Here is a 24,389-nt window from a genome sequence, read left to right on the forward strand (position 1 = left end):
CCCTGCGTCCCATACATGGGTGAGCCGCGTGCCATCGCCCTCCCCTAGACTTATTCAACCCCTGTGACGAATCACTTAATGGGGACATCTTACAGAGCGTTCGCGCGAGGTGGTAGACTCGCTCAACTTCTAGCATCACCTCAAACACATGCTTTAAGTTAAAGCGAATTGCCCTTAGCCCCATCGCCTCGGAAGACTTAACGCTTAACCTCCTCGGTTGAACTCCTAGCGGCAGAATGCGCATACCCGACCCGAACAAATCGGTGAAACCTGTCAAATACAAGACTTCGCGCTGTGGCAATCGAAACCCCGATTCGATCACTTGCCGAGAACATCAAATGTTCCAGACGTGTTCCAGAAGCGACAAGCATCAGATAAAAATGGAAGAAACTCGCAAGAGAAATCTTCCCCTCTCCCCGTAAGTCCTTGTGACTATTAGACTTATCGGGAGAGGGGAATGGTACGGTTGAGTGGGGTCGAACCACCGACCTCAGGTGCCACAAACCTGCGCTCTAACCAACTGAGCTACAACCGCACAAAGGCGCGTAAACCGCGCTTGGTGCGTCACATACGGGCAGCCGCACCATTTTTCAAGCGTTTTTTGCATGCTTGCACAGACGAAAATGGCCGGGCTCATGCCCGGCCATCTTATCATGCCGTGTAAAACCCTGCCAGATGGGGCTCAGGCGGTCTTGAAGGACTTCATGGCCTTCTCGGCGGCGGACTTGCCGGGAGCCGAGACCTTTTCGGCAACCTTCTTGGAGGTTTCCTGAAGGGTGCGGGCCTGTTCGACGACGACTTCGGCCTGCTTGCGCAGGAACGCGGTCTGCAGTTCGAACAGTTCGGAGACCGACTTCACGCCGAGCAGGGCTTCCATGTGCGAAAGCGAGTTTTCGGCATTGGTGCGCAGCGCTTCGATGGCCTTGAGGCCGAGTTCGACGGAGCCGGCCTGGGCGCTTTCGAGCGTCGCTTCGACGGTCTTGGTCGCGTCTTCGGCGGCTTCCTTCATCTTGGCATAGGCTTCCTTGCTCTGAGCGGCGCCCTTTTCGGCGAACTCGCGGAAGCTTTCAGAGACCTTGCTGGGATCGATGGATGCGATGGAGAATACGTCGTCGGTCTTCTTGGTAGCCATTGTCTGCGCTCCTTGGTTTGGCCCTCTCTTGAGGCACCGTGTTCTTGGATGAGCCGTATATAGGCGAACTTCTTTCGCATTGCAACAAAATTGTGCGGTGCACAATAATTCGAGGCGTCGTTAACCCTTCTGCCGGAAAGCCCGGGCCTTTGCGGGCGAGGCGCTGGACCCTCCGCACATGCACCGCTATTAATAAAGCGTTAATCGAAAGCCGGGGCGCCGGAAGCAGACACAGGCCTGAACATGTCCGCAAAGCAGTATCCCTTTATCGACGTCGCCGTCCACGAACGGGTGCGCCTGCCCTTCGCCCGGGGCGAGGCGGTCGTGCTGTTTTCCAGGGACATGGCGCGCGTGCTCTGGTCGAACGGCCGGGGCGCCGCCCTCTTCGGCCACGACAATATCTACGACTTCCTCGATGCCGGACCGGACCGGGCGGACCTCGCCTTCCGCCAGCTCTCCGCGACCGCCCAGCAGGTTCAGGCGCCGGGTGAGCGCCGCAGCTTCATCATGCGCATCGGCAGCGGGTTTCGCAGCGTGCCGGTGAGTGCCGCGGTCGAAGGCGTCACCATCCGCCCCGGCGATGAGGCGATCCTGTTCAGCGCGCCCGTCGGCACCGGCCGGCAAAGCCCGCAGGACGCGGCCGCCGGCATGCTCACCGGCTTCGACGATCCCGACACGCACATGGCCGTGCTCGACGGCGACGGCACGATCATCGCCGCCTCGGCGGATTTCGAAAGCCTCGCCGTCAGCCCGGAAACCCGGCGCGCGCTGGTGGAGGCCGCCGGGCGCAGCACGGAGCGCCTCGTCAAGCGCCCGATCGCCACCGGCCGCGGCAACCTGCCCGCCGCCATCGGCCGCATCGCCACCGATCCGGCGCTGCACCTGCTCTTCGCCGTCGAAACGATCCTCGGACATCTCGATCCGGATGAGGACGAGGCGGAGCCTGCGGCAGTTGCCGTGGTGGAAACCGAGGCAGAGCCTGACTTAGAGACCCCGTTGGCGGAGGAGCAGCAGGTCCTGGAAGCCGAACCGGTTGAGCCGGTTTCCGAGCCCGAATCGGTTGCCTTTGTCGAGAAGGAACCTGCGGTCGACGACGTCGTCCCGTTGGAAAGCGCCGACGAACCGGTTTCGGACATTGTCGAGCCGATCGCGGAAGAACCGGAAACCACGGCCGAAGACGTCGCTGCGGAAACCTTTGAAGAGGCCGAAGCGGCGCTTGCGGAAGAGCCTGTCTCCGACACCGCCGAAACGCCCGTTGAAAAATCCGGTTTCGTCTTCAACCCGCAGGGACGGCCGATCCGTTTCGTGTGGAAGATCGATGCCGAGGGGCGGTTCAGCGAGATTTCGGAGGAATTCGCCGCCGCCGTCGGGCCACATGCCGCGGCCATTTCCGGCGAGCGCTTCACCGATGTCGCGGCCCGCTTCGATCTCGACGCCGAAGGCAAGATCGGCGACCTGCTGCGCCGCCGCGACACCTGGTCGGGCAAGACGATCCTCTGGCCTGTCGAGGGCACGGCGCTCGTCGTGCCGGTCGATCTCGCCGCACTGCCCACCTATTCGCGCAACCGCGAATTCGACGGTTTCCGCGGCTTCGGCATCGTTCGTATCGGCGATGCCAGCGAAGATCCGCATGCGCGTGGGCTGACGCTCAGCCATAGGGCCGAAGCGGCCGAGGAAGAGCAAACCGTTTTGGTGGAAGAGGTTCTGGCTGAAGAGGCAGGCACCCTGCTCGAGGATGCGGCCGAAGGGCTGACCGAAACGATCGAAATTCCGGATCATGCCTCCGCGCAGGTGACGGACGACGAAGAACCCGTCGAAGCCGACGAAACCGTGGACACCTCCCCGGTTCCGGAAGAGGAAACAACGCCGGTCGTACCGGCCGACGACGAACAGGATGCCTTCCGCGGCGAGCGCCCGGCGTTGCGCCTTGTCGAAAACCCGGCTCGCCGCCAGTCCGACAAGGTGGTGCAGCTTGAAACCCGGCGCAATCGCGGCGGTCTTTTCGATGGTCTCTCGACCGGCGAGCAGGCGGCGTTCCGCGAGATCGCCCGCCAGCTCGGCGAGACCTTTGGCAAGCGCAAGCCGGAGGACCGGCCGGCCGGCGAGAGCGCTTCCGAAACACCGGCCGAGACGATCCGCGAGGCCGAGCCCGAAATTGCGGCCACCGTGCCCGCCACAGGCGAAAACGATGCGGAAATGCCGGGCCTCGAAGTCGGCCCGCATGCCGACGATCTTTTGACCGAGGACAATGCCGAAACGCGCACGGCCATCGCCCCCCCGCGCCGGCAGATGGATTACGGCCTCACCGCCGCCGTCGTCGATGCGCTGCCCGTGGCGTTGCTGGTGCATGTCGGCGACCGGCTGATCCATGCCAATCCGGAATTCTTCCGCCTGACCGGCTATTCCAGCCTCGAAGACCTCGAAGCCTCCGGCGGGCTCGAAATCCTGCTGGGCGGCCCGGACGAGGGCTCCGAGGATGGCGACGGCACGATGGCGCTGCGCCATGCCGACGGCGAGAGCGCCAGCGCCGTGCGCGCCCGCCTCCAGTCGATCCGTTGGGAGGACGGCACCGCGCTGATGCTGGCGCTGACGCCGATCCAGGCCAGCAAGCCGGCCCTTTCGCTGGTCGAAACGGCGCCCGCGCCCATCGAGACCGAGGAGCGGAACGCCGACCAGGCGGCCGCCTCGGCGCTGCGCATCGAGGTCAGCGAGCTGCGCTCCATCCTCGAAACCGCGACCGACGGCGTCGTGGTCGTCGGGCAGGAGGGCGATATCCGCTCGATGAACCGCTCGGCAAGCGCCCTCTTCAACTATGACGAGGACGAGACGCGCGGCCGGCCGTTCGCCATGCTCTTTGCCCATGAAAGCCAGAAAGCGGTGCTCGATTATCTCGCCGGCCTGGCCGGCCATGGGGTCGCGAGCGTGCTCAACGACGGGCGCGAGGTCATCGGCCGCGAGGCCTCCGGCGGCTTCATCCCGCTGTTCATGACGATGGGCCGCCTCTCCTCCTCCTCCGGCTATTGCGCGGTCATCCGCGACATTACCCAGTGGAAGCGCACCGAAGAGGAATTGCGCAACGCCAAGCGCGCGGCCGAGACGGCGAATGCCCACAAGAGCGATTTCCTCGCCCGCGTCAGCCACGAGATCCGCACGCCGCTCAACGCCATCATCGGCTTTTCCGATATGATGGCGACGGAGCGTTTCGGGCCGATCGGTCATCCGCGCTACATCGAATATGCCAACGACATCGGCCGCTCCGGCCGCCATGTGCTCGATATCGTCAACGACCTGCTCGACATTTCCAAGATCGAGGCGGGCGAGATGGAGCTGGAGTTCACGGCCGTCGGCCTAAACGAGACGATCGCGGAGGCCGTGTCGCTGATACAGCCGCAGGCGAACGGCCAGCGCGTTATCATCCGCACCTCGCTTTCGGCCAATGTGCCGCAGATCGTCGCGGATCTGCGCTCGATCAAGCAGATCGCGCTCAATATCCTGTCGAACGCCATCCGCTTCACGCCGGCGGGCGGGCAGATCGTCGTGTCCACTGCCTATGAGCCGAACGGCAGCGTCGTGCTGCGCATCCGCGACACCGGTGTCGGCATGACGCGCAGCGAGCTGGAACAGGCGATGAAGCCCTTCCGGCAGGTGACGACGGGCGCGCGCAAGCGCGGCGACGGCACCGGCCTCGGCCTGCCGCTCACCAAGGCGATGGTCGATGCCAACCGGGCGAACTTTTCGATCAGCTCCACGCCGAACGAGGGCACGCTGGTCGAAGTGAGCTTTCCCTCGCCGCGCGTGTTGGCAGATTGACCCTATTGGGCTAGACCGGGAAAAACGCTTCCCGGCGCCCCTGCCCCGGCAGGGATTGCCGCATCGTCGAGGGAACACCTTGCAGGTCCTGTCTGAAAGCGCGCCGGCGCGCAGCCAGCGCCGCCGATCCGGCGCCGCCCGCCACCCGCTGCTTTCGGTCACCGCCGTGCTGGCGGCCTTCATCGTGCTGATGCCGGCGATCGCCATCGTCGTCATCGCCGCGACGGGCGGCATGGAGAGCTGGCCGCATCTCATCAGCAATGTCATTCCGCGCGCGACGCTGCGCACGTTGATCCTGCTTGCCGGCGTCGGCACCATCAGCGTCGTCGTCGGCGTGGTGACGGCCTGGCTGGTCGCGAGCTGCGAGTTTCCAGGCCGGCGCCTGCTCTCCGGCCTGCTCGTGCTACCGCTCGCCATCCCCGCCTATCTCGGCGCCTATGCCTTTGCGGAATTCTTCTCCTTCACCGGCCCGGTGCAGACGGCCTGGCGTGCGGTCTTCGGCTTCCAGACGAGCCGCGACTACTGGTTTCCGGAGGTGCGCACCACGGGCGGCGCGATGCTGGTGCTCTCCAGCGTGCTCTATCCGTACATCTATCTCTCGGCACGCTCCATGTTCCTGATGCAGGGCCGCGCGGCAGCCGACGTGGCGCGCACGCTTGGCGCCGGTCCCTTGAAGGTTTTCGCGAAAATACAGATCCCGATGGCGCGGCCGGCGATCATGGTGGGGCTGACGCTCGTCGCCATGGAAACGCTGAACGATATCGGCGCGGTGGAATATCTCGGCGTGCAGACGCTGACCTTCTCGATCTTCGACACCTGGCTCAACCGCGGCAGCCTTGCCGGTGCGGCGCAGATCGCCTGCGTCATGCTGGTCTTCGTCGTCTGCCTGATGCTGGTGGAGCGCGCCGCCCGCCGCCGGCAGCGTTTCGCCAGCCAGAAGACCACGGCGGCCGTGCATGATTCGGTGCGCCTCAAGCTTACGGGCTGGAAGAAATGGGCGGCGAGCCTCGCCTGTCTCGCGCCGCCGGTCATCGGCTTTGCCATTCCGGTCTTTGTGCTCGGCGGCTATGCCGCCCGCCGGCTGGAACAGTTCGCCTCGACGCGACTGCTCTCCGCCCTCTGGAACAGCGTGCTCGTCTCGGCAACGACAGCGCTCGTCGCAGTGCTGCTCGCCTTCCTGCTGGCCTATGCCGCGCGCACGACGCGTTCGCGGCTGAACGCGGCCGCCGGGCGTTTCGCCTCTTTCGGCTATGGCGTGCCGGGAACGGTGCTGGCCATGGGCGTGCTGATCCCGCTCGCCAATTTCGACAATGCGGTCGATGCCTTTCTGCGCGCCCAGTTCGGCATCTCCACCGGGCTGCTGCTCTCCGGCACCGGCTTTGCCATCATCTATGCCTGCACGGTGCGTTTTCTCACCATGGCGGAAGGCACGATCGACGCGGGCTTCCACAAGCTCTCGCCGCATCTCGATATGGCGGCGCGCACGCTCGGGCGCACCAGCCGCCAGACGCTGTGGAGCGTGCTTTTGCCGATGATGCGGCCGGCGACGCTGACGGCGGCGCTGCTCGTCTTCATCGAGACCATGAAGGAACTGTCGGCGACGATCATGCTGCGCCCGTTCAACTTCAACACGCTGGCGACGCTGGTCTACGAGGATGCCTCGCGGGCGAAGGTGGAGGACGCCGGGGTGCCGGCCATCATCATCGTCGCGGTCGGCCTCATCCCCGTCTTCCTCGTCTCGCGCTCGCTCGACCGGCACTCGGGGTAGTTTTTACTTCACGCAATTCCGGACGCAAAACCGCTTCACACTTTTGCTGGAATTGCTAAAAAAGAGGGCGGCAAAAGCCGCCCCGGTAGTTTGAATGCTGTCCAACGAAAGCGTGGGTGAACGGCCTCATGCCATCGGGGTCGGGTGTGACCGGAACACCCATCATCGGGCGCGCTCAAGTTGGCACGACATTGCCCCAACGCGGCTTAACAAATCCTTACCTGGCCGGTTCCGGCACAAAGGTTTCGTTCACAACTTCGCGAGTTTGGTTAACGCGGCCGGTTCGAAATCGCGAGCGCCGCTCACCCTTATGACTTCAACGCATCCAACCCCGCAAAGAGCGCCAGCGCCTCGGGATTGGCGAGCGCCTCCTGGTTCCTGACCGGCCTGCCATGCACGACCTCGCGCACGGCGAGTTCGACGATCTTGCCGGATTTCGTGCGCGGGATATCGGCCACCTGGATGATCTTCGCCGGCACGTGGCGCGGCGAGGCGCCGGTGCGGATCTTTGTGCGGATCGTCTTTTCCAGCGCCGCGTCCAGCACCTCGCCGGGCTGGAGGCGCACGAAGAGCACCACGCGCACATCGTCGTCCCAATCCTGACCGATGCACAGCGCTTCGGCGACTTCGTCCAGCTGTTCGACCTGGTTGTAGATCTCCGCCGTGCCGATGCGCACGCCGCCGGGGTTCAGCGTCGCGTCCGAACGGCCATGGATAACGACGCCGCCATGGCGGGTCCATTCGGCGAAGTCGCCGTGGCACCAGATATTGTCGAAACGTTCGAAATAGGCGGCGCGGTATTTTTCGCCCGCCGGGTCGTTCCAGAACATGACCGGCATGGAGGGGAAGGCCCTGGTGCAGACCAGTTCGCCCTTCTCGCCGCGCACCGCATGGCCGTCCTCGTCCCAGACGTCCATGGCAAGGCCGAGGCCCGGGCCCTGGATTTCGCCGCGCCAGACGGGCTTCAGCGGAATGCCCAGCACGAAGCCGGAAACGATATCCGTGCCGCCCGAGATGGAGGAGAGCTGCACGTCCGGCTTGATGCCTTCATAGACGAAGCTGAAGCTTTCCGGCGAGAGCGGCGATCCCGTCGAGGCCAGCACGCGCAGGCTGGAGAGATCATGCGTCGAGAGCGGCGTGAGGCCGCTTTTGCGCAGGGCGTCGATATATTTGGCGGAAGTGCCGAGCACGGCGAAGCGTTCCGCCGCCGCATAGTCGAACAGCACATTGCCATCCGGATGGAAGGGCGAGCCGTCGAACAGACAGAGCGTGGTTCCGAGCGCGAGGCCGGAGACCAGCCAGTTCCACATCATCCAGCCGCAGGTGGTGAAGTAGAACAGCCGTTCACCCTCGACCAACCCGCAATGCAGGTGATGCTCCTTCAGGTGCTGCAACAGCGTGCCGCCGGCCGAATGGACGATGCATTTCGGCACGCCCGTCGTGCCGGAAGAAAACAGGATATAGAGCGGGTGGCGAAAGGGCAGTTGTGCGAAGGTGAGCGGCTTTGCCGCATAGGGCGCCGTCAGCGCCTCCAGCGTGCGGCCATCCGGCAGCGAGGCGGCGAGCGCTTCGGCATCGCCCGCATAGTGCACCACGATTACCGGCACGCCGAGCTTGCCGGTGATGGCCTGCACCTTGGCGGAGACATCCTGGAGCTTGCCGGCATACCAGTAGGCATCGCAGGCGATGAAGAGCTTCGGCTCGATCTGGCCGAAGCGGTCGAAAACACCCTGCTCGCCGAAATCGGGCGAACAGGAAGACCAGATGGCGCCGAGCGAGGCGGCGGCGAGCATGCAGGCAATGGTTTCCGGCATGTTCGGCATCATGGCGGCGACGCGGTCGCCCTCACTGAGGCCCATCGCCGCAAAGGCCTGCTGGAGTTTCGAGACGCGGACGCGCAGCTCGTCCCAGGACCAGCGGTACGCCACCTTGTCCTCGCCGCGAAAGACGATCGCATCCTCCGGACCGGCCTTCTTCAGCAGGTTCTCCGCAAAATTCAACCGGCCTTGCGGGAAGAAGCGGGCCTCCAGCATGCGCTCGCCGTTTTCGAGCGCCGTGTCGCCCTTCTCGCCGATCACGCCGCAATCGTCCCACACCGCGGTCCAGAAGGCCGCCCGGTCTTCCACCGACCAGGCGTGGAGATCGTCATAGGATGTGAAGGTGCGCCCGGCGATGCGGCCGGCCGCTTCCATGAACAGGGCCATCGGGCTTGTCGCCAGGATTTCCGCCGAGGGTTCCCACAGGGGCATTTCCGACATCACGCTGTCCTCCACTCCAGGGCCTTTCTATAACATGTTGCACCGCAGTATAACGCAGCGAATGCCGGTTCGCGCCGTTGCCGAACGCAATTCCGCCATGCCGCCATTTGATTTCTTGGCCCCAAGCGCCTATCCCCGTTCGCTTGAGAGATGTGACCGCTGCCGGCAGAGGACCCGCCCCCGAATGACGCTTTCCCGTTTCATGCAATCGCGGTTTCTGGTGCGGGCATTCCTGGTCGTTCTGGCGCTGTTCGTGGCCGGGCGCGTCGGCTTTCCCTTCCTCATCCAGACCGACACGGTCGGCCGGGAAATCGAAAAGACGCTGGAGGCCTGGACCGGCGCCGATGTCGAGATCGGCCGCGCGGCAGAATTCTCCTTCTGGCCCTATCCGCGCGTGACGCTCGGCAATGTCCGGGTCGTCACGGAAGGCAAGCAGGAACTTGCGCATATCGAGGCCATATCGGCAAGCTTCGACCTGTTCGGCGCGGTGCGCGGCAAGCCGGTGTTCAGCGATTTCGATCTCATGCGCCCGACCATCCGCGTCGGCTGGGACGCCGAGGGCGTGTTCAACTGGCGCCACAGCGGCTGGCTGATCCAGGCGATCGACGCCACCGCGTCCGCCCCGGAGGGCCAGGCGATACCGGAACTTCCGCAGGAGCGCATCGGCACGATCAACGTCGCCGACGGGATCGTCGAAGTCACGCAGGACGACGGGACCACGCCCTACCGCATCTCGGACATAAACGGCAATATCGACTGGCCGGCGCTGCGGCGCCCGCTCGATCTCACGCTCTCCGGCGTCGTCAACGGCGAGATGACGCGCTGGACCTTCGATTGCGACCAGCCGCTGGCGCTGCTGGCCGGGCACAATGCCAACATGCGCACCAACCTTTCCGCCGATCCGACCACGGTGAATTTCGAAGGCGTCGCCAATCTGTCGACCAACGCTTTCGTTGCCGGCAACATGATGCTGTCGACGCCCTCGCTCGGCCACCTGCTCGCCTGGCAGGGCAAGGACATTCCCTCGGTCGGCAATCTCGGCCATGTCAATGTCGAGGCGAAGGTGACGACGGCCGGCTATTCGGCCAAGCTCGAAAACGTCAAGCTGACGCTCGATAATGCGCAGGCGACCGGCGTGCTGGACGTCGACATGCCGCCGGAGGGCGTACCGCAGGTCGGCGGGACGCTTGCCTTCGACCATATCGATCTTCGCGCCTTCCTCTCCGCCTTTTCGCCCGGCGCCGAGCAGAACGCCACGAGCATCGACACGGCCTTCCTGCACCAGTTCGGCATGGACCTCAGGCTTTCGGCCAAGACGGCGGATTTCAAGCCGTTCTCCTTGCAGGAGCTTGCGGCCGGGGTGCGCGTCGAGAATGGCCGCGCCTCCTTCGATGTCGGAGACAGCGGCTTCATGGGCGGGCGCATGACCGGCCGCATCGCGCTCAACGAGCAGGGTTTTCGCGGTGGCGGGCGGCTCCAGATGTCGCTCAGCAATGTCGATATCGGCGCCATCGTCAACACGCTGGCACTGCCCGGGCCGCTGCCTTCGGGGCGCGGTTCGGCCGATTTCGAGCTTTCGACCGACCGGCCGCTCTGGGCGACGACGGCGTCCGACATGTCCGGCCAGTTCCGCCTGAACATGGGCTCGGGCACGCTCACCCATTTCAACCGGCAGGCCTTCGAGGAACGCGCGGCGAAAAACGCCTTCTTCAATTTTTCCGAGGCAGCCGACGGCTCGTTCGATTTCGTGCGGGCCGACGTGTCGGCGAAGCTCGACCGCGGCCTGGCCGAACTGACCAAGGCGGAGATCGAGGGCAACGAGAAGCTTCTGACGCTCTCCGGCATGATCCCCTATCGCAGCGGCAGCGTGGCGCTGGCCGGCGCGCTATCCGACCGCCCGCAGGCGGACGCGTCGGCGATCGTCAATCCGGCGATCAGCTTCTTCGTCGGCGGCTCCTGGCCGGAACCGGTGATCTCGCCGCTTTCGATCCTGACGGGGCAGCAGCCCCGCCAGGAATAGGTTCTTCAGCGGCCGGCGAAGGCCGCCTGCTCGTCGCGCTGGCGCTGCACTTCGCGCCGCTTCGTCAGGATGGACGCGATGACCACGCCGATGGCGACGAAACCGATGAGCAAGGTGCAGGCCGCGTTGATTTCCGGCGTCACGCCGAGGCGCACCTGGCTGTAGATCTTCATCGGCAGCGTCGTCGCACCCGGCCCGGAGGTGAAGCTCGAGATGACGAGGTCGTCAAGCGACAGGGTCAGCGCCAGCATCCAGCCGGACAGCACGGCAGGCAGGATGACCGGCAACGTCACCTCAAGGAAGGTGCGGACCGGTGTTGCCCCGAGATCGAGCGCCGCCTCCTCGATGGAGCGATCGAAGGAGAGCAGTCGCGACTGCACCACGACCGTCACGAAGCACATCGAGAAGGTGATGTGCGCGAGCGTCACGGTGACGAAGCCGCGGTCGAAGCCGATGGCGACGAAGAGCAGCAGCAGCGACAGGCCGGTGATGACTTCCGGCATGACGAGCGGTGCATAGACCATGCCGGAAAACAGCAGCCTTCCGCGGAAGCGCGTGTAGCGCGTCAGCGCCAGCGCCGCCATGGTGCCGAGGATGGTGGCGATCGTCGCCGACAGCAGCGCCACGCGGATCGTCACCCAGGCCGCGTCCATGAGGCCCTGGTTGTTGAAGAGCGCGACGTACCATTTCGTCGAGAACCCGGCCCAGACCGTCACGAGCTTCGACTCGTTGAAGGAGAAGACCACCAGCAGCACGATCGGCAGGTAGAGGAAGGCGAAGCCGAGGACGACGGAGACGATGTTGAAACGGGACCAGTTGCTCATGGTCTACCTCCCCTGCTCTTCGGCCTTGGCCTGCGCATTCTGGAAGAACACGATGGGCACGACCAGGATGAGGAGCAGGATGGTGGCGACGGCGGCGGAGACCGGCCAGTCGCGGTTTGCGTTGAACTCGTTCCACAGGGTCTTGCCGATCATCAGCGTCTGCGACCCGCCGAGGAGATCCGGGATGACGAACTCGCCGACCGCCGGAATGAAGACGAGCATGCAGCCCGCGACCACGCCCGGAAGCGAAAGCGGGAACGTGATCTTCCAGAAGGCGGAAATAGGCGGGCAGCCGAGATCCTTTGCCGCCTCGATCAGTGAATTGTCCATCTTCTCCAGCGCCGAATAGAGCGGCAGGATCATGAAGGGCAGGTAGGAATAGACGATGCCGATATAGATCGCCCAGTTGGTGCCGATGATGATCAGCGGCTGGTCGATGACACCGATACTCAGCAGGAACTGGTTGAGCAGGCCTTCCGGCTTGAGGATGGCGATCCAGGCATAGACGCGGATCAGGAAGCTCGTCCAGAACGGCAGGATGACGAGCATCAGCAGCGTCGGGCGCAAGGTGCGCGGCGCCTGCGCCATGCCGTAGGCGATGGGGTAGCCGATCAGCAGCGTGATGAAGGTCGAGACACCCGCGATCCAGATGCTCGACAGGTAGGCGTTCATATAGAGCGCATCCTCGGTCAGCCAGACATAGTTTGCGAAGCTGAACTGCCCGATCTTTTCGAAGAAGCCGGAAAGGCCGTCCGCAAACGCGAAGACCGGCTCATAGGGCGGCTGGGCGATCGCGGTGGTGGACAGCGAGATGCGGAAGACGATGAGGAAGGGAACGAGGAAGAAGAACAGCAGCCACGCATAGGGAAGAATAATGACAAGGCGGCTGAAGATGGCGGAGCCGAGCTTGTTCATGCGCTCAATCCTTCAAGACGACGCCGGCGGTTTCGCCGAAGGAGACCCAGACCTTCTCGTCATAGGAAATCGGGTCCTCCACCTCGCGCAGCGCGTTCAGCATGGAGGCCTTGACCACCTTGCCGCTGTCGAGCTTGACGTAGAAGACCGTCATGTCGCCGAGATAGCCGATGTCCCAGATCTCGCCCTGCGCCGCGTTGACCGAGGCGTCGGCGGGGGCGGCGCGGGTGACCTTCAGCTTTTCCGGCCGCACCGCGAAGCCCGCGGCACTGCCCGGCACCGGGCCGTTTGCCGTTGCCGTGCGGATGGTGAAACCCTCGCTGACGGCAAGCTCGATCTTGCCGTTGCCGTTGGCGGAAACCTTGCCGTCGAGAATGTTGACGTCACCGATGAAGTCCGCGACGAAGCGCGAATTCGGCGCCTCGTAGATTTCCGCAGGCGTCGCCACCTGGACGACCTTGCCGTGGCTCATCACCGCGATGCGGTCGGCCATGGTCATCGCCTCTTCCTGGTCGTGCGTCACGACGACGAAGGTGAGGCCGAGCTCCTGTTGCAGGTCCATCAGTTCGAACTGGGTTTCCTCGCGCAGCTTCTTGTCGAGCGCGCCCAGCGGCTCATCGAGCAGCAGCACCTTCGGGCGCTTGGCGAGCGAGCGGGCGAGCGCCACGCGCTGGCGCTGGCCGCCGGAAAGCTGGTGCGGCTTGCGCTTGGCGAACTGTTCGAGCTTCACGAGCTTCAGCATCTGCGAGACGCGCTCGGCGATCTCGTTCTTCGGCATGCCGTCCTGGCGCAGCCCGAAGCCGATATTGCTCTCCACCGTCATATGCGGGAACAGCGCGTAGGACTGGAACATCATGTTGACCGGCCGCTTGTAGGGCGGGATGCCGGCAATGTCCTGGCCGTCGAGGATGATTTCGCCGGAGGTCGGCCGCTCGAAGCCCGCCAGCATGCGCAGCAGCGTGGACTTGCCGCAGCCGGACGCGCCGAGCAGCGCGAAGAACTCGCGGTGATAGATGTTCAGGGTGAGATCATCGACGGCGGTGAAATCGCCGAACCTCTTCGTGACATTGCGGAACGTGATGAATGGTTTTGCGTCCGGATCCGTCCATGGCGCGAAGGAGCGACGGATATTGCCGAGAGATTTCATTACCTGTCCCCATCTCTTTTTATTGGCGGTATAAATGAAAATGCCCGGAAGAGACTTCCGGGCAATTCGTGTTGGACCGCCTTATTGGCCGGTCACGATCTTGGTCCACGCCCGTGTGAACAGGCGCTGCGTTTTTGCGTCCAGCGTCGTGTTGGTGAAGAGTTTTGCCAGCGTCGCCTCGTCCGGGTAGATCGTCGTGTCCTTGATGATCTCTTCCGGCATCACGGCCTGCGCCGCCTTGTTGCCGTTGGCATAGTGGATGTAGGTCGATGCCTTGGCGATGACTTCCGGGCGCATGATATAGTCGAGGAAGGCGTGCGCCTCGTCGACATGCGGCGCATCCGCCGGGATCGCCATCTGGTCGAACCACATCTGCGTGCCTTCCTTCGGGATCGTGTAGCCGATCTCGACGCCGTTGCCGGCCTCTTCCGCGCGGTCGCGGCCCTGGAAGATATCGCCCGACCAGCCGACGGCGATGCAGATGTCGCCGTTCGCCAGGCCGTTGATGAATTCGGAGGAGTGGAACTTGCGCACGAAGGGCCGGATCTTCTGGAGCGCTTCCTCGGCCTTGGCAAGATCGGCCGGGTCATGGCTGTCCGGGTTCAGGCCGAGATAGGCAAGCGTCACCGGGATGATGTCGGTCGGGGAATCGAGCAGGTTGATGCCGCAATCCTTGAGCTTTTCGGCGTTTGCCGGGTCGAAGACCGCCGTCCAGCTGTCGATCGTGTCTGTGCCGAGGGCTTCCTTGATCTTGGCCTTGTTGTAGCCGATGCCGATCGTGCCCCACATGTAGTTGATCGAATATTCGTTGCCGGGATCGAACGGCTGCATGCGGGTGGCGACCATGTCCCACATGTTCTTGAGGTTCGGCAACTTCGACTTGTCGAGCTTCTGGTAGACGCCGGCCGAAATCTGGCGTTGCAGGAAGGTGTTGGTCGGCACCACCACGTCGTAGCCCGTGCCGCCGGCAAGCAGCTTCGTCTCCAGGATCTCATTGGAATCATAGACGTCGTAGACGACCTTGATGCCGGTTTCCTTGGTGAAATCGTCGATGATCGATGAGTCGATATAGTCCGACCAGTTATAAACGTTAACGACTTTTTCCTGCGCCAGCGCACCACCTGCACCAAACAGGGCGACCGTGGCAGCCGTCGCTAAAAGAGTACGTCTTATCATTGATTTATCTCCCAGTTTTTTTCCGTGCCTATGCGTAGCTATGAAGAACAGTCACCGATTATGGTTGTTTTTCGAGAGGCGACAAGCTGCATTCTACGCATAGACAGGGCGATTTTTGATATCACATTGCTCTCATTCCTATCATATTTGAAGCCCTATCCGCGGCGGAAATCAAGCGAAAATTCACTGGAAGTCGAAAAGGCTCAATCCCGCAACCATTTCGTCCAGCCCGAGCGGGCGCGTGACGGGTGGTTCGGCGCGCGCCAGGCAGCCCTGCCGCTCGCACAGCCGACAGGCCGTGCCGACCGCAACGACCCCGTCTCGCCGCACCGCTTCGCCGTAAACCGTTTCTTCCGCCTGCGCGGCATCGCAGCCGATGAGCAGCGCCGTGCGGCGCACCCGCTCGGCAAACACGCCCTGCGGCCCCTCCAGCGTGCGTGAAATGGTCAGGAAGGCGGCGCCGTCCGGCATCTCGACGCGGTCGACGAGGATCTGCCCCGGCTGGGAGAAGGCGGAATGTACGCCGAGCTTGGGACAACCGCCGCCGAAGCGCGCCTGCGGAAAGCCTAAAGCGCCGGCGCGGCGGAAGCGGTGGCCGGCATTGTCGATCTCCAGCATGAAGAAGGGCAGGCCCGGCTTGCCCGGCCGTTGCAGCATGGTGAGCCGGTTGGCCGCCTGCTCGTAGGAGACGCCGAAACGCGAGCGCAGGATATCGACATCGTAGCGTGCACGTTGCGCCGTTGCGTGAAAGGCCTCGTAGGGCATCATCAGCGCGTGCGCCGCATAGCGCGCCAGTTCGAAACGGGCGATGCGCTTGGCCTCGGCATTCGAGAAGGCCAGTTGGTCGAGTTCGGCGAAGATTTCGTCTTGAAGCGCCAGCTGCACCGTCTCCATGGCGATCTCGCGCATCTGATCGAAGGGCGACAGGCGCTCCGACAGGAAGAGACGCATGGAGTGCCGGTCGAAGCGGCGGCGGAGGTTCGGCATGGTGTGCACCGGCAGCAGGCGCACGACGACGCCGTGCTCCTTGCGCAGCCACCCTTTCAGCGCCGCCACCAGATCGTCTCCCGGCGCAAGCGCCGCGTGAAACCGCTCCGCCGCTTCGTCGATCGCGCCGAAATAGTTCGGGCGGTTCTCCAGCTTGTCGCGCACCTCGTCCATCGGCAGCAACGCGCCGGAAAGGGTGGTCGCATGGCCTTCGCGGGCGAGCAGGTCGGCGAGGTCGGTGAGGCGGGCGGCCTGTTCGCGATAGGCGCGATAGAGTTTCAGGATGCCGCTCGCGACGTTCGGCGCGGCGTCGGCGATCTCGACCAGTTCATGATCGCCCGGCAGTTCGCCGGCGAGCAGCGGATCGGCGAAGACTTCGCGCAGCTGGCGCGCATTGCCGGTGCTTTCACCCTGAAGCTCGTCGAGGTCCACCTTATAGACGGAGGCGAGCCGCAGCAGGAGCTGCACGGTGAGCGGCCGCTGGTTGCGCTCGATGAGGTTGAGATAGGAAGGCGAGATCGACAGGCCCTCGGCCATGGCGGTCTGGGTGAGGCCCAGCGTGTTGCGGATGCGCCGGACTTTCGGGCCGGCAAAGATCTTGTTCTCCGCCATATGTCACATCCTTTACATCGCTGGCGCGACAAATAAATTTACAAGATTTACTTTTTTACAGACCCGCATTGTCAAAGGCAAGACATCGTTACCCGATTACGCCGCTGATTTTCCGGTTTTCCCTCGCTCTATTGTGCGCTGCGATGTAAATACTGTCACATGAAATCGGGCGACAAAGAGAGCCAAGCCCGATCCCGAGACATCGCATTGGAGGATATTATGACCGATTTTTACAACCTCGTCCCGAGCGCGCCAAAAGGCCGGTTCGACGGCATCGAGCGCCCCTATACGGCCGAGACGGTCGAGCGGCTGCGTGGCTCGGTCCAGATTCGCCATACGCTCGCCGAAAACGGTGCGAACCGTCTCTGGAAGCTCATCCATGAGGAAGATTTCGTCAACGCGCTCGGCGCGCTTTCCGGCAACCAGGCCATGCAGATGGTCCGCGCCGGCCTGAAGGCGATCTACCTTTCCGGCTGGCAGGTCGCCGCAGACGCCAACACGGCCTCCGCCATGTATCCCGACCAGTCGCTCTATCCGGCAAACGCAGCACCGGAGCTTGCCAAGCGCATCAACCGCACGCTCCAGCGCGCCGACCAGATCGAGACCGCCGAAGGCAACGGCCTTTCGGTCGACACCTGGTTCGCCCCGATCGTCGCCGATGCGGAAGCCGGCTTCGGCGGCCCGCTCAACGCCTTCGAGATCATGAAGGCCTTCATCGAGGCAGGCGTTGCCGGCGTCCACTTCGAAGACCAGTTGGCATCGGAAAAGAAGTGCGGCCATCTCGGCGGCAAGGTTCTGATCCCGACCGCAGCCCATATCCGCAACCTCGACGCAGCCCGTCTTGCCGCCGACGTCATGGGCACCTCGACGCTGGTCGTCGCTCGCACGGATGCCGAGGCTGCAAAACTGCTCACTTCCGACATCGACGAGCGCGACCAGCCCTTCGTCGACCGGGACAAGGGCCGCACGGTCGAGGGTTTCTACCAGGTCAAGAACGGCATCGAGCCCTGCATTGCGCGTGCCATCGCCTATGCGCCGCATTGCGACCTGATCTGGATGGAAACCGGCAAGCCGGACCTCGAACAGGCGCGCAAGTTTGCGGAAGCCGTGCACAAGGCGCATCCGGGCAAGCTGCTCGCCTACAATTGCTCGCCGTCGTTCAACTGGAAGAAGAACCTCGACGACGCGACGATCGCCAAGTTCCAGCGCGAGTTGGGCGCGATGGGCTACAAGTTCCAGTTCATCACGCTCGCCGGCTTCCACCAGCTGAACTACGGCATGTTCGAACTGGCCCGTGGCTACAAGGACCGCCAGATGGCGGCCTATTCGGAGCTTCAGGAAGCGGAATTCGCCGCCGAAATCAACGGCTACACCGCGACCAAGCACCAGCGCGAAGTCGGCACCGGCTACTTCGATGCCGTCTCGATGGCCATTACCGGCGGCCAGTCCTCGACGACCGCCATGCATGAATCGACCGAGCACGAGCAGTTCCGCCCGGCCGCCGAATAACCCTGAACGTCAACCTTTCAAAAACCCCGATATAAGAGGAGAAATGCCATGACAGTCCAGACCCGAGTCAAGGAACGTGCGGAAGAACAGGCGTCCGCCATGTCCCCCGACCAGCAGGCCATGATCCGCATGGTCGCCAACGACCTGCACCGCCTCAACCAGTCCGTCATGAAGGCGGTCGAGGCCGGGGTGTCGGTGGAACTCGTCCGCTCCGCCCGCCACCACGGCGGAGAGGGCAACTGGGGCGACCTGCTGATCCCGGTCATCGTGACGCAGGGTCGCGGCTGACAGGCATAACATCCAGTCGAAGCAAGGTCCCCGGTGCTCCCTGCGCCGGGGATTTTTTATGTGCGGCTCGGCCGCTTGCCGGCGAAGAGATCGGCGTGGCTTTTGAGCAGCCGGAACAGCCGCTCGGAGACCGTGCGGATATCGCGCCGGTGGCGGTCCTCGCTGTTGGTGACGACCCATTGGTGGTGTCGCAGCGCGCGGATGTCCTCCCCTGCCCGCTCCAGTGCCGGGTCGAGGTCGCCGACGAAGCAGGGCAGCACCGCCTGCCCGGCCCCGGCGCGCAGGAGATCGAGCAGGGAGCGCGGCCGGCTGACGATGACGGCGATCGCGCCCTCCGCCCGCTCATGCGGCCAGCGCAGATAGGCGGACACCGCATCCTCCTGCGACACCGCCAGCCAGCGGCCGGCAAGCGCCTCCCCGGAATTCTTCCGCCGATAGGCCGCATAGGCCACCTCGCCGGCATGCCGGCTGATCAGGCTCGGCTCCGTCGGCTCGACCGCCCGGATGCCGACATCCACCTCGCGGTGGGTGAGCGTCGCCCGGCGCTCCGAGATGGACAGGTCGAGGCGGAAAGGGTCGCGTTCGGTGCAGATGGCGGAAAAATTCTCGCAGACGAGCCACGTCACCCAGGTGCCGGCCATCAGCCGCACGGTGCTCGTCCCCTGCCCCTGCTGCCGCCAGCTTTCCACGCCGCGGGCGATCGCCTCCATGCCCTGCAACTGCTCGAACAGCGCCTGGCCCTCGCTGGTGAGCCGGTAGCCGGTCTGGCTGCGGGAGAAAAGCGGGCGGCCCATCGCCTCCTCCACTTGCAGCACACGCCGGCCAACCGTCGCGGGGCTGAGACCCGAGACCTGCGATGCGCCGGTGAGCCCGCCCTGCCGGGCGACTTCGAGGAAGATGCGATAGGATTCCCAGGACATGTCTTTCATGGATGAAAAACATAGTGCGATTTCCGCTGTTCGTGAATGCGGATTTGAAGGGTAATTTCCCCTCGTCGAACACGGCGCAGACAGCGCCGCCAACTCCAGTCAAAGCCACGGCGCGCCCCTCCCGGCGCCACGGCCGGCTGTTGCCTTCAAGATGGAGACAGGCATGCAGGATATGTACGGACTCGCAATCCTTTTCGACCTTTCACAGAAGCAGAGGGGCCGCCGCAAACACGAATTCGACCATCTGCGCGAAACCGCGCCGATCCGTGCCGCACTGCTGCGGCTGTGGCGCTGCCTGCGTCCTTTCCGAAACACGAAAGGCCCGGCATGACCGGGCCTTTCCACAACAGATGTGCAATGCGTCTCAGGCGGCGCGCGACGAGCGCATCGCCTGGGTCTCCCGCTCCCTCTCGAAGCGGAACTGGGCGATGAGCGCCATCAGCTCATCGGCCTGCCCGGCAAGGTGGCGGCTGGCGCCCGTCGTCATTTCCACCATGGAGGCGTTCTGCTGGGTCATCTGGTCCATCTGGTTGACGGACCCGTTGACCTCCTGCAACGCGGCCGACTGGTCGCGGCTTGCTGTCGCGATCATCGCGACGTGATCGCTGATGCCGACGATCTGCTGGCTGATGGAGGCAAGCACCGCGCCCGTCTGCTGCACGAGGCGCGAGCCGGTGCTGACCTCCTGCGTCGACTTGTCGATCAGGCCCTTGATTTCCTTGGCCGCATCCGCCGAACGCTGGGCAAGCTCGCGCACCTCCTGCGCCACGACCGCGAAGCCCTTGCCCGCATCACCGGCACGCGCAGCCTCGATGCCGGCGTTGAGGGCCAGCAGGTTGGTCTGGAAGGCGATATCGTCGATCACCTCGATGATCTGCTCGATCTGCCGCGAGGCCTCCTCGATCCGCCCCATCGCCTCGATGGCGCTGGTGACGACCGCGCTGGAATTGTCGGCGCTCGCCTTGGTTTCGGCGACCTTGGTGTTGGCCTCCTGGGCGCGCTCGGCGGATGAGCGCACGGTGACGGTGATCTCGTCGACCGCGGCCGCCGTCTCCTCCAGGGAAGCGGCCTGCGCTTCCGTGCGGCGCGACAGGTCATCGGCGGAATGGCGCATCTGCGTGCCGCTCGACTGGATCGCCTCGGCATTGCTGCGGATGCTGCCCAGCGTATCCTGAAGCCGGGCGAGCGAGCCGTTGAAATCCTGCCGGAGCTGCTCCAGGCGGCCGGAGAACGGCGTGTCGATGGCCTGTGAAAGGTCGCCCCGGGCAAGACGCCCGAGGCCGGCGGCAAGCTCGCTGACGGCAAAATCGATCTGCCGGTCGGTCTCGCGCTTTTCCGCGTCGCTCAGTTCACGCTCCGCCGCCGCCTGTTCGTCCTGGCGCTGCGCGATATCCTCCATCTCGATCTTGCGCTGGGCATTCTCGCGGAACACTTCGAGCGCACGGGCGATCTGGCCGAATTCGTTCGCCTTGTCGCGGCTCGGAATGTCCGTGTCGAGGCGCCCTTCGGCAATGCCCCCGACGGCGCCGATCAGCGCGCGCAGCGGCCGCGTCGCCCGCTTGACGGCGAAATAGGCGAGCGCGCCGAAGACCAGCATGGAAACGACACCGGCAAGGATCGCGCGAACCTGAAGGTCTTGGATTTTCTGAAAGTAGACCTCCATCGGGATACCGATGAAGAGGATGCCGACATTGGCGCCGGCGGCATTCTTGACCGGGAAATAACCGGTCATGAAGTCGCGGCCGAAGAGCTGGGCCGGGCCGAAATAAGGTTCGCCCCGGGCAAGAACCGCCTGTGCCGGATGGTCGGGTGCAAGCTTCGTGCCGACGGCCCGCGTCCCGTCCTCCTTCTTCACATTCGTCGAGATGCGCACGTAATCGGCGCCCTGCTTGGCGAAAACCGTCGCGACGCCCGCAATCGAGTTGGCCGTGCGGTCGACGAGATCGTGGTTGGCAAGCTCCGGCATCGCCTCGCTGTGGATCGCCGCGAGCCCGCCATCCTTCAACGCAACGGAGGCGTCTTCGATCGCCGCGCCATAGAGAACGGCCATGGCGCGCGTGGCATTGCGCGCATCGTTGGCCGCGTCCTCGAGCACATAGCTGCGCAGGTTGTAGTGCATCACGCCGACGATCACCGCGGCGCTCAAAAAGATGAAGGCAAAGGTCATCGCCGCATATTGATAGGCGACGGAAGATCTGAAAATCCTGATCATGTCGGACTCCTTTTGTCCGGAAATGATAAGAATCAAATACATAAGAAAAGCTGAAAATTCGTTGCAACAACCCATAAGAAACAAGGGTTTTCAAGCAAAAAGGCCTGGAAATCCAGGCCTTTTCTTGGTTAACGGCGGTCCTGTCTACGCCGCGCGATGAAGTCCCCGGCCGTCCCGGTCGTCTTCCAGGCGGAACTGCTCGACCAGCATCATCAACGTGTCGGCTTCGCTCGCGAGCTTGCGGCTGGCGGCCGTGGTCAGGTCGACCATCGAGGCGTTCTGCTGGGTCATCTGGTCCATCTGGTTGACGGAGCCGTTGACCTCCTGGAGGGCTGCCGCCTGGTCGCGGCTGGCGGTCGCCATCATGTCCACATGCTGGCTGACGGTGACGATCTGCTGGCTGATCGAGGCCAGCACCGAGCCGGTCTCCTGCACGAGGTGCGATCCGGCGTTGACCTCGCTCGTCGATTTCTCGATGAGGCCCTTGATCTCGCGGGCGGCACTGGCGGACCGCTGGGCGAGTTCGCGGACTTCCTGTGCGACGACGGCAAAGCCCTTGCCGGCGTCGCCGGCGCGGGCAGCCTCGATGCCGGCGTTGAGGGCGAGCAGGTTGGTCTGGAAGGCGATGTCGTCGATCACCTCGATGATCTGCTCGATCTGGCGCGAGGCGCCCTCGATGCGGCCCATCGCAGCGATCGCGTTGCTGACGACGGAGGCGGAGCTGTCGGCACTTCGCTTGGTGGCACCCACGACGAGATTCGCCTCATGCGCACGTTCGGCTGAGGAGCGTACGGTAGACGTGATCTGTTCGACGGCGGCGGCGGTTTCTTCCAGCGACGAGGCCTGCGCTTCGGTTCGCTTGGCAAGCGCATCGCTGGAACTCAGCATGTCCGAACCGCTGCGCTGGATCGACAGCGCGTTGGTGCGGATCTGGCCGAGCGTATCCTGAAGGCGCACGAGCGAGACGTTAAAGTCCTGGCGAAGCTGTTCGAGGCGGCCGGAGAAGGGCGTGTCGATCTGGCGCGACAGGTCGCCCTGTGCGAGGCGGCCGAGGCCGGCGGCAAGCGCGTTGACCGCGAAATCGATCTGCCGGTCGAAGGCCTGCTTTTCGGCGTCGTTGCGGGCGCGTTCTGCCTCCGCGGCCGTGCGCTGCTCCTCGCTTTCCGCCTCGATGCGGATCTTCGACAGTGCGTTCTGCTTGAAGACGCCGAGCGCGCGGGCCATGTCGCCGATCTCGTCGGCGCGGCCCTCGCCGGAAATGCCGGTATCGAGGAAACCATCGGCAAGGCGGCGCATGGCGCCGGTGATCTGGCCGATCGGCCCCTTCAGCGTCAGCACCAGCGCGATGCCGGCAAGCACCGCAATCGCGACACCGGCGACGGTCGCCAGGACCGAGACCTGGTTGGCCTTTTCACGCTCGCTGCCGGCGCTGGTCTTCTGCTCCTCGGCGAACTGACTCAAGAGGTTCCAGATCGTGTCGATGGACTGGCCGGCGGCGTCGAAGTCGGCGGCGCGCTGCGTGCTGATCGTCACGAGCGTCGCGCTGTCCGCATCCATGCGCTCTAGAACCGGCGCCAGCGTTTCATCGACCGTGTCGAAGAAGGCGAGGCCGCTGGCGCTGCCGCGCAGGCCGCTCATATCGCTGCGCAGAAGGGAGAGAGTCCTGAGCAGCTTGGTGCGATTTTCAACCGACGTCTGGCCGAGGAAGCGGGCGGCGACAATTTCGATGTCATAGATCGAATTGACCAGCTTGCGGGTGGCCGAAAGGATGGCTTCGGATTTGATGATCGGCTCGTCGAGCTCGCCGAAGATGCGGGTTGCCTCGCGCATCTTCTCGCCGGCAGCGCCCTGAAGCTGGATGGCGACCTGGCGGAAGCGGTTGATGCGGCGCGCGATTTCCGGAACGGTGACATCCGCCGCCTCGGTCGAGGACAGGAAACCGCCGAGTTCATCGACCGTGTTGCGGATGGTCGTGGAGACGACCTTCTGGCTCTTCGGCAGGATCATCGAGATGGAACGGTCGGTCTTCGAGATGGACGGGTAGCGCTCCTTGACCAGCTTCAGCTTGTCGTCCGGTGTCGCCGCCTTGGTGAAATCGGAGAGGAAATCGGCGAAGAACTTGCCGGCATTCGTCAGGCGGTCGGCTTCGCGCAGCATGCTCTTGGCGGTGTTCTCGTTCTGGCGCACCGTGCGCTGGAGCTTGGTCGCCTCTTCCAGGATCTTCCCCTGCTCGGCAGCGAGATAATTGAGGTTCTTGCCCATCGCCTCATGGAGCTTGGTCTCGCGAACATAGAGCAGCCAGAGCCCTTCCATGCGCGCTTCGATATCCTTGGTCTGCTTCTGGGCATCGAGGAGCTTGGAGGCGTCGACATCCGGCGTCAGGCCATCCATCGTCACCCGCAGAAGCGCCACCTGCGCCTTCAGGCGCTCGTTCACGGCGTCGCGGCTTTCCACGCTGGTGTTCTGCAGGAACCGGTTCATGCCGGCATAGACATCCTTGAAGCCGCTCAGCGACTGGAGGACGCTGTTGGAAATCTCCATCCTGCCTTGCAGGAGGCCCGAGGCATAAAGCCCGGTGAAGCCCACGGCGCAGATGCTGAGCACGAAGGGCAGAATGAAGACCAGAACCTTGGTCTGGATCTTGAAGCGCGCGAGGATCTTATCAATGAACATGGCGGAACATCCGTTGTCGGCGTGCCCACCCCCGCCCTGAATGGGCCTCCCAAGGATTCGGACCGCCGGATTACCGACTTTCATGCGGCCGCAATTGCCGCTGATCCGGGGGAGCATTCATTGCCAGCC

The 24,389-nt window shown here is 64.0% G+C and carries 15 protein-coding genes and 1 tRNA gene; 5 read left to right on the forward strand and 11 right to left on the reverse strand.

The window, feature by feature from the left end; translation table 11 throughout:
- Positions 1–458: 458 nt before the first annotated feature.
- Positions 459–535: transfer RNA gene (locus VGN93_RS03225), tRNA-His, on the reverse strand.
- A 147-nt stretch (positions 536–682) separates the two neighbouring features.
- On the reverse strand, positions 683–1,132 hold the full coding sequence (locus VGN93_RS03230; RefSeq protein ID WP_256120680.1) for a phasin: 450 nt from the start codon (positions 1,130–1,132) through the stop codon (positions 683–685).
- A 243-nt stretch (positions 1,133–1,375) separates the two neighbouring features.
- Here VGN93_RS03230 and VGN93_RS03235 point away from each other — a divergent pair, with 243 nt between their 5' ends.
- Both VGN93_RS03235 and VGN93_RS03240 read left to right on the forward strand, forming a co-directional pair.
- Positions 1,376–4,942 carry an ATP-binding protein gene (locus VGN93_RS03235; protein ID WP_327506326.1) on the forward strand — a complete coding sequence of 1,189 codons (3,567 nt, stop codon included), beginning with the start codon at positions 1,376–1,378 and terminating at the stop codon, positions 4,940–4,942.
- A gap of 190 nt (positions 4,943–5,132) precedes the next feature.
- Positions 5,133–6,710, forward strand: a complete 1,578-nt coding sequence (locus tag VGN93_RS03240; RefSeq protein WP_327506830.1) for an iron ABC transporter permease — start codon at positions 5,133–5,135, stop codon at positions 6,708–6,710.
- A 308-nt stretch (positions 6,711–7,018) separates the two neighbouring features.
- Here VGN93_RS03240 and VGN93_RS03245 read toward each other — a convergent pair whose 3' ends face one another.
- Complete coding sequence (locus tag VGN93_RS03245; protein ID WP_327506327.1) at positions 7,019–8,968, reverse strand: acetoacetate--CoA ligase; 1,950 nt, start codon at positions 8,966–8,968, stop codon at positions 7,019–7,021.
- 184 nt (positions 8,969–9,152) lie between these two features.
- Between VGN93_RS03245 and VGN93_RS03250 the strand changes: the two genes are divergently transcribed.
- Complete coding sequence (locus VGN93_RS03250) at positions 9,153–10,988, forward strand: AsmA family protein (RefSeq protein WP_327506328.1); 1,836 nt, start codon at positions 9,153–9,155, stop codon at positions 10,986–10,988.
- A 5-nt stretch (positions 10,989–10,993) separates the two neighbouring features.
- Here the strand turns inward: VGN93_RS03250 and VGN93_RS03255 are convergent, their stop codons facing one another.
- The 5 genes from VGN93_RS03255 to VGN93_RS03275 form a co-directional block, all read right to left on the reverse strand.
- Positions 10,994–11,812, reverse strand: coding sequence for an ABC transporter permease (locus VGN93_RS03255; protein WP_319318550.1), 819 nt, complete (start codon positions 11,810–11,812; stop codon positions 10,994–10,996).
- Positions 11,813–11,815: 3 nt separating this feature from the next.
- On the reverse strand, positions 11,816–12,727 hold the full coding sequence (locus VGN93_RS03260; RefSeq protein WP_327506329.1) for an ABC transporter permease subunit: 912 nt from the start codon (positions 12,725–12,727) through the stop codon (positions 11,816–11,818).
- 4 nt (positions 12,728–12,731) lie between these two features.
- The gene (locus VGN93_RS03265; protein WP_319318545.1) at positions 12,732–13,874 is read right to left on the reverse strand and encodes an ABC transporter ATP-binding protein; all 1,143 of its coding nucleotides are present in this window, start codon (positions 13,872–13,874) and stop codon (positions 12,732–12,734) included.
- Positions 13,875–13,955: 81 nt separating this feature from the next.
- Positions 13,956–15,065 carry a polyamine ABC transporter substrate-binding protein gene (locus VGN93_RS03270; RefSeq protein ID WP_319318672.1) on the reverse strand — a complete coding sequence of 370 codons (1,110 nt, stop codon included), beginning with the start codon at positions 15,063–15,065 and terminating at the stop codon, positions 13,956–13,958.
- A gap of 168 nt (positions 15,066–15,233) precedes the next feature.
- Positions 15,234–16,649, reverse strand: coding sequence for a helix-turn-helix domain-containing protein (locus tag VGN93_RS03275; RefSeq protein ID WP_327506330.1), 1,416 nt, complete (start codon positions 16,647–16,649; stop codon positions 15,234–15,236).
- A 219-nt stretch (positions 16,650–16,868) separates the two neighbouring features.
- Between VGN93_RS03275 and aceA the strand changes: the two genes are divergently transcribed.
- Together aceA and VGN93_RS03285 are read left to right on the forward strand one after the other, a co-directional pair.
- Positions 16,869–18,158 (forward strand): isocitrate lyase, encoded by a 1,290-nt coding sequence (gene aceA / locus VGN93_RS03280; RefSeq protein ID WP_327506331.1) that lies wholly within the window; start codon positions 16,869–16,871, stop codon positions 18,156–18,158.
- 48 nt (positions 18,159–18,206) lie between these two features.
- Positions 18,207–18,446: a hypothetical protein gene (locus VGN93_RS03285; protein WP_319318536.1), complete on the forward strand. Its 240-nt coding sequence runs from the start codon at positions 18,207–18,209 to the stop codon at positions 18,444–18,446.
- Positions 18,447–18,502: 56 nt separating this feature from the next.
- Here VGN93_RS03285 and VGN93_RS03290 read toward each other — a convergent pair whose 3' ends face one another.
- From VGN93_RS03290 to VGN93_RS03300, 3 genes are all read right to left on the reverse strand, one after another.
- A complete protein-coding gene (locus tag VGN93_RS03290) occupies positions 18,503–19,375 on the reverse strand; it encodes a LysR family transcriptional regulator (RefSeq protein ID WP_327506332.1) in 873 nt (290 codons plus the stop codon).
- Positions 19,376–19,739: 364 nt separating this feature from the next.
- Positions 19,740–21,587: a methyl-accepting chemotaxis protein gene (locus VGN93_RS03295; protein WP_327506333.1), complete on the reverse strand. Its 1,848-nt coding sequence runs from the start codon at positions 21,585–21,587 to the stop codon at positions 19,740–19,742.
- 144 nt (positions 21,588–21,731) lie between these two features.
- Positions 21,732–24,260 (reverse strand): HAMP domain-containing methyl-accepting chemotaxis protein, encoded by a 2,529-nt coding sequence (locus tag VGN93_RS03300; protein ID WP_327506334.1) that lies wholly within the window; start codon positions 24,258–24,260, stop codon positions 21,732–21,734.
- Positions 24,261–24,389: the final 129 nt, after the last annotated feature.

The sequence above is a fragment of the Shinella sp. genome (genome assembly GCF_035998705.1).
Taxonomy (GTDB): Bacteria; Pseudomonadota; Alphaproteobacteria; order Rhizobiales; family Rhizobiaceae; genus Shinella.

Coding starts and splice junctions, on each gene's coding strand:
- VGN93_RS03230 (WP_256120680.1), bottom strand. CDS start 1,132: ATGGCTACCAAGAAGACCGACGACGTATTCTCCATCGCATCCATCGAT.
- VGN93_RS03235 (WP_327506326.1), top strand. CDS start 1,376: ATGTCCGCAAAGCAGTATCCCTTTATCGACGTCGCCGTCCACGAACGG.
- VGN93_RS03240 (WP_327506830.1), top strand. CDS start 5,133: ATGCCGGCGATCGCCATCGTCGTCATCGCCGCGACGGGCGGCATGGAG.
- VGN93_RS03245 (WP_327506327.1), bottom strand. CDS start 8,968: ATGTCGGAAATGCCCCTGTGGGAACCCTCGGCGGAAATCCTGGCGACA.
- VGN93_RS03250 (WP_327506328.1), top strand. CDS start 9,153: ATGACGCTTTCCCGTTTCATGCAATCGCGGTTTCTGGTGCGGGCATTC.
- VGN93_RS03255 (WP_319318550.1), bottom strand. CDS start 11,812: ATGAGCAACTGGTCCCGTTTCAACATCGTCTCCGTCGTCCTCGGCTTC.
- VGN93_RS03260 (WP_327506329.1), bottom strand. CDS start 12,727: ATGAACAAGCTCGGCTCCGCCATCTTCAGCCGCCTTGTCATTATTCTT.
- VGN93_RS03265 (WP_319318545.1), bottom strand. CDS start 13,874: ATGAAATCTCTCGGCAATATCCGTCGCTCCTTCGCGCCATGGACGGAT.
- VGN93_RS03275 (WP_327506330.1), bottom strand. CDS start 16,649: ATGGCGGAGAACAAGATCTTTGCCGGCCCGAAAGTCCGGCGCATCCGC.
- aceA (WP_327506331.1), top strand. CDS start 16,869: ATGACCGATTTTTACAACCTCGTCCCGAGCGCGCCAAAAGGCCGGTTC.
- VGN93_RS03285 (WP_319318536.1), top strand. CDS start 18,207: ATGACAGTCCAGACCCGAGTCAAGGAACGTGCGGAAGAACAGGCGTCC.
- VGN93_RS03290 (WP_327506332.1), bottom strand. CDS start 19,375: ATGAAAGACATGTCCTGGGAATCCTATCGCATCTTCCTCGAAGTCGCC.
- VGN93_RS03295 (WP_327506333.1), bottom strand. CDS start 21,587: ATGATCAGGATTTTCAGATCTTCCGTCGCCTATCAATATGCGGCGATG.
- VGN93_RS03300 (WP_327506334.1), bottom strand. CDS start 24,260: ATGTTCATTGATAAGATCCTCGCGCGCTTCAAGATCCAGACCAAGGTT.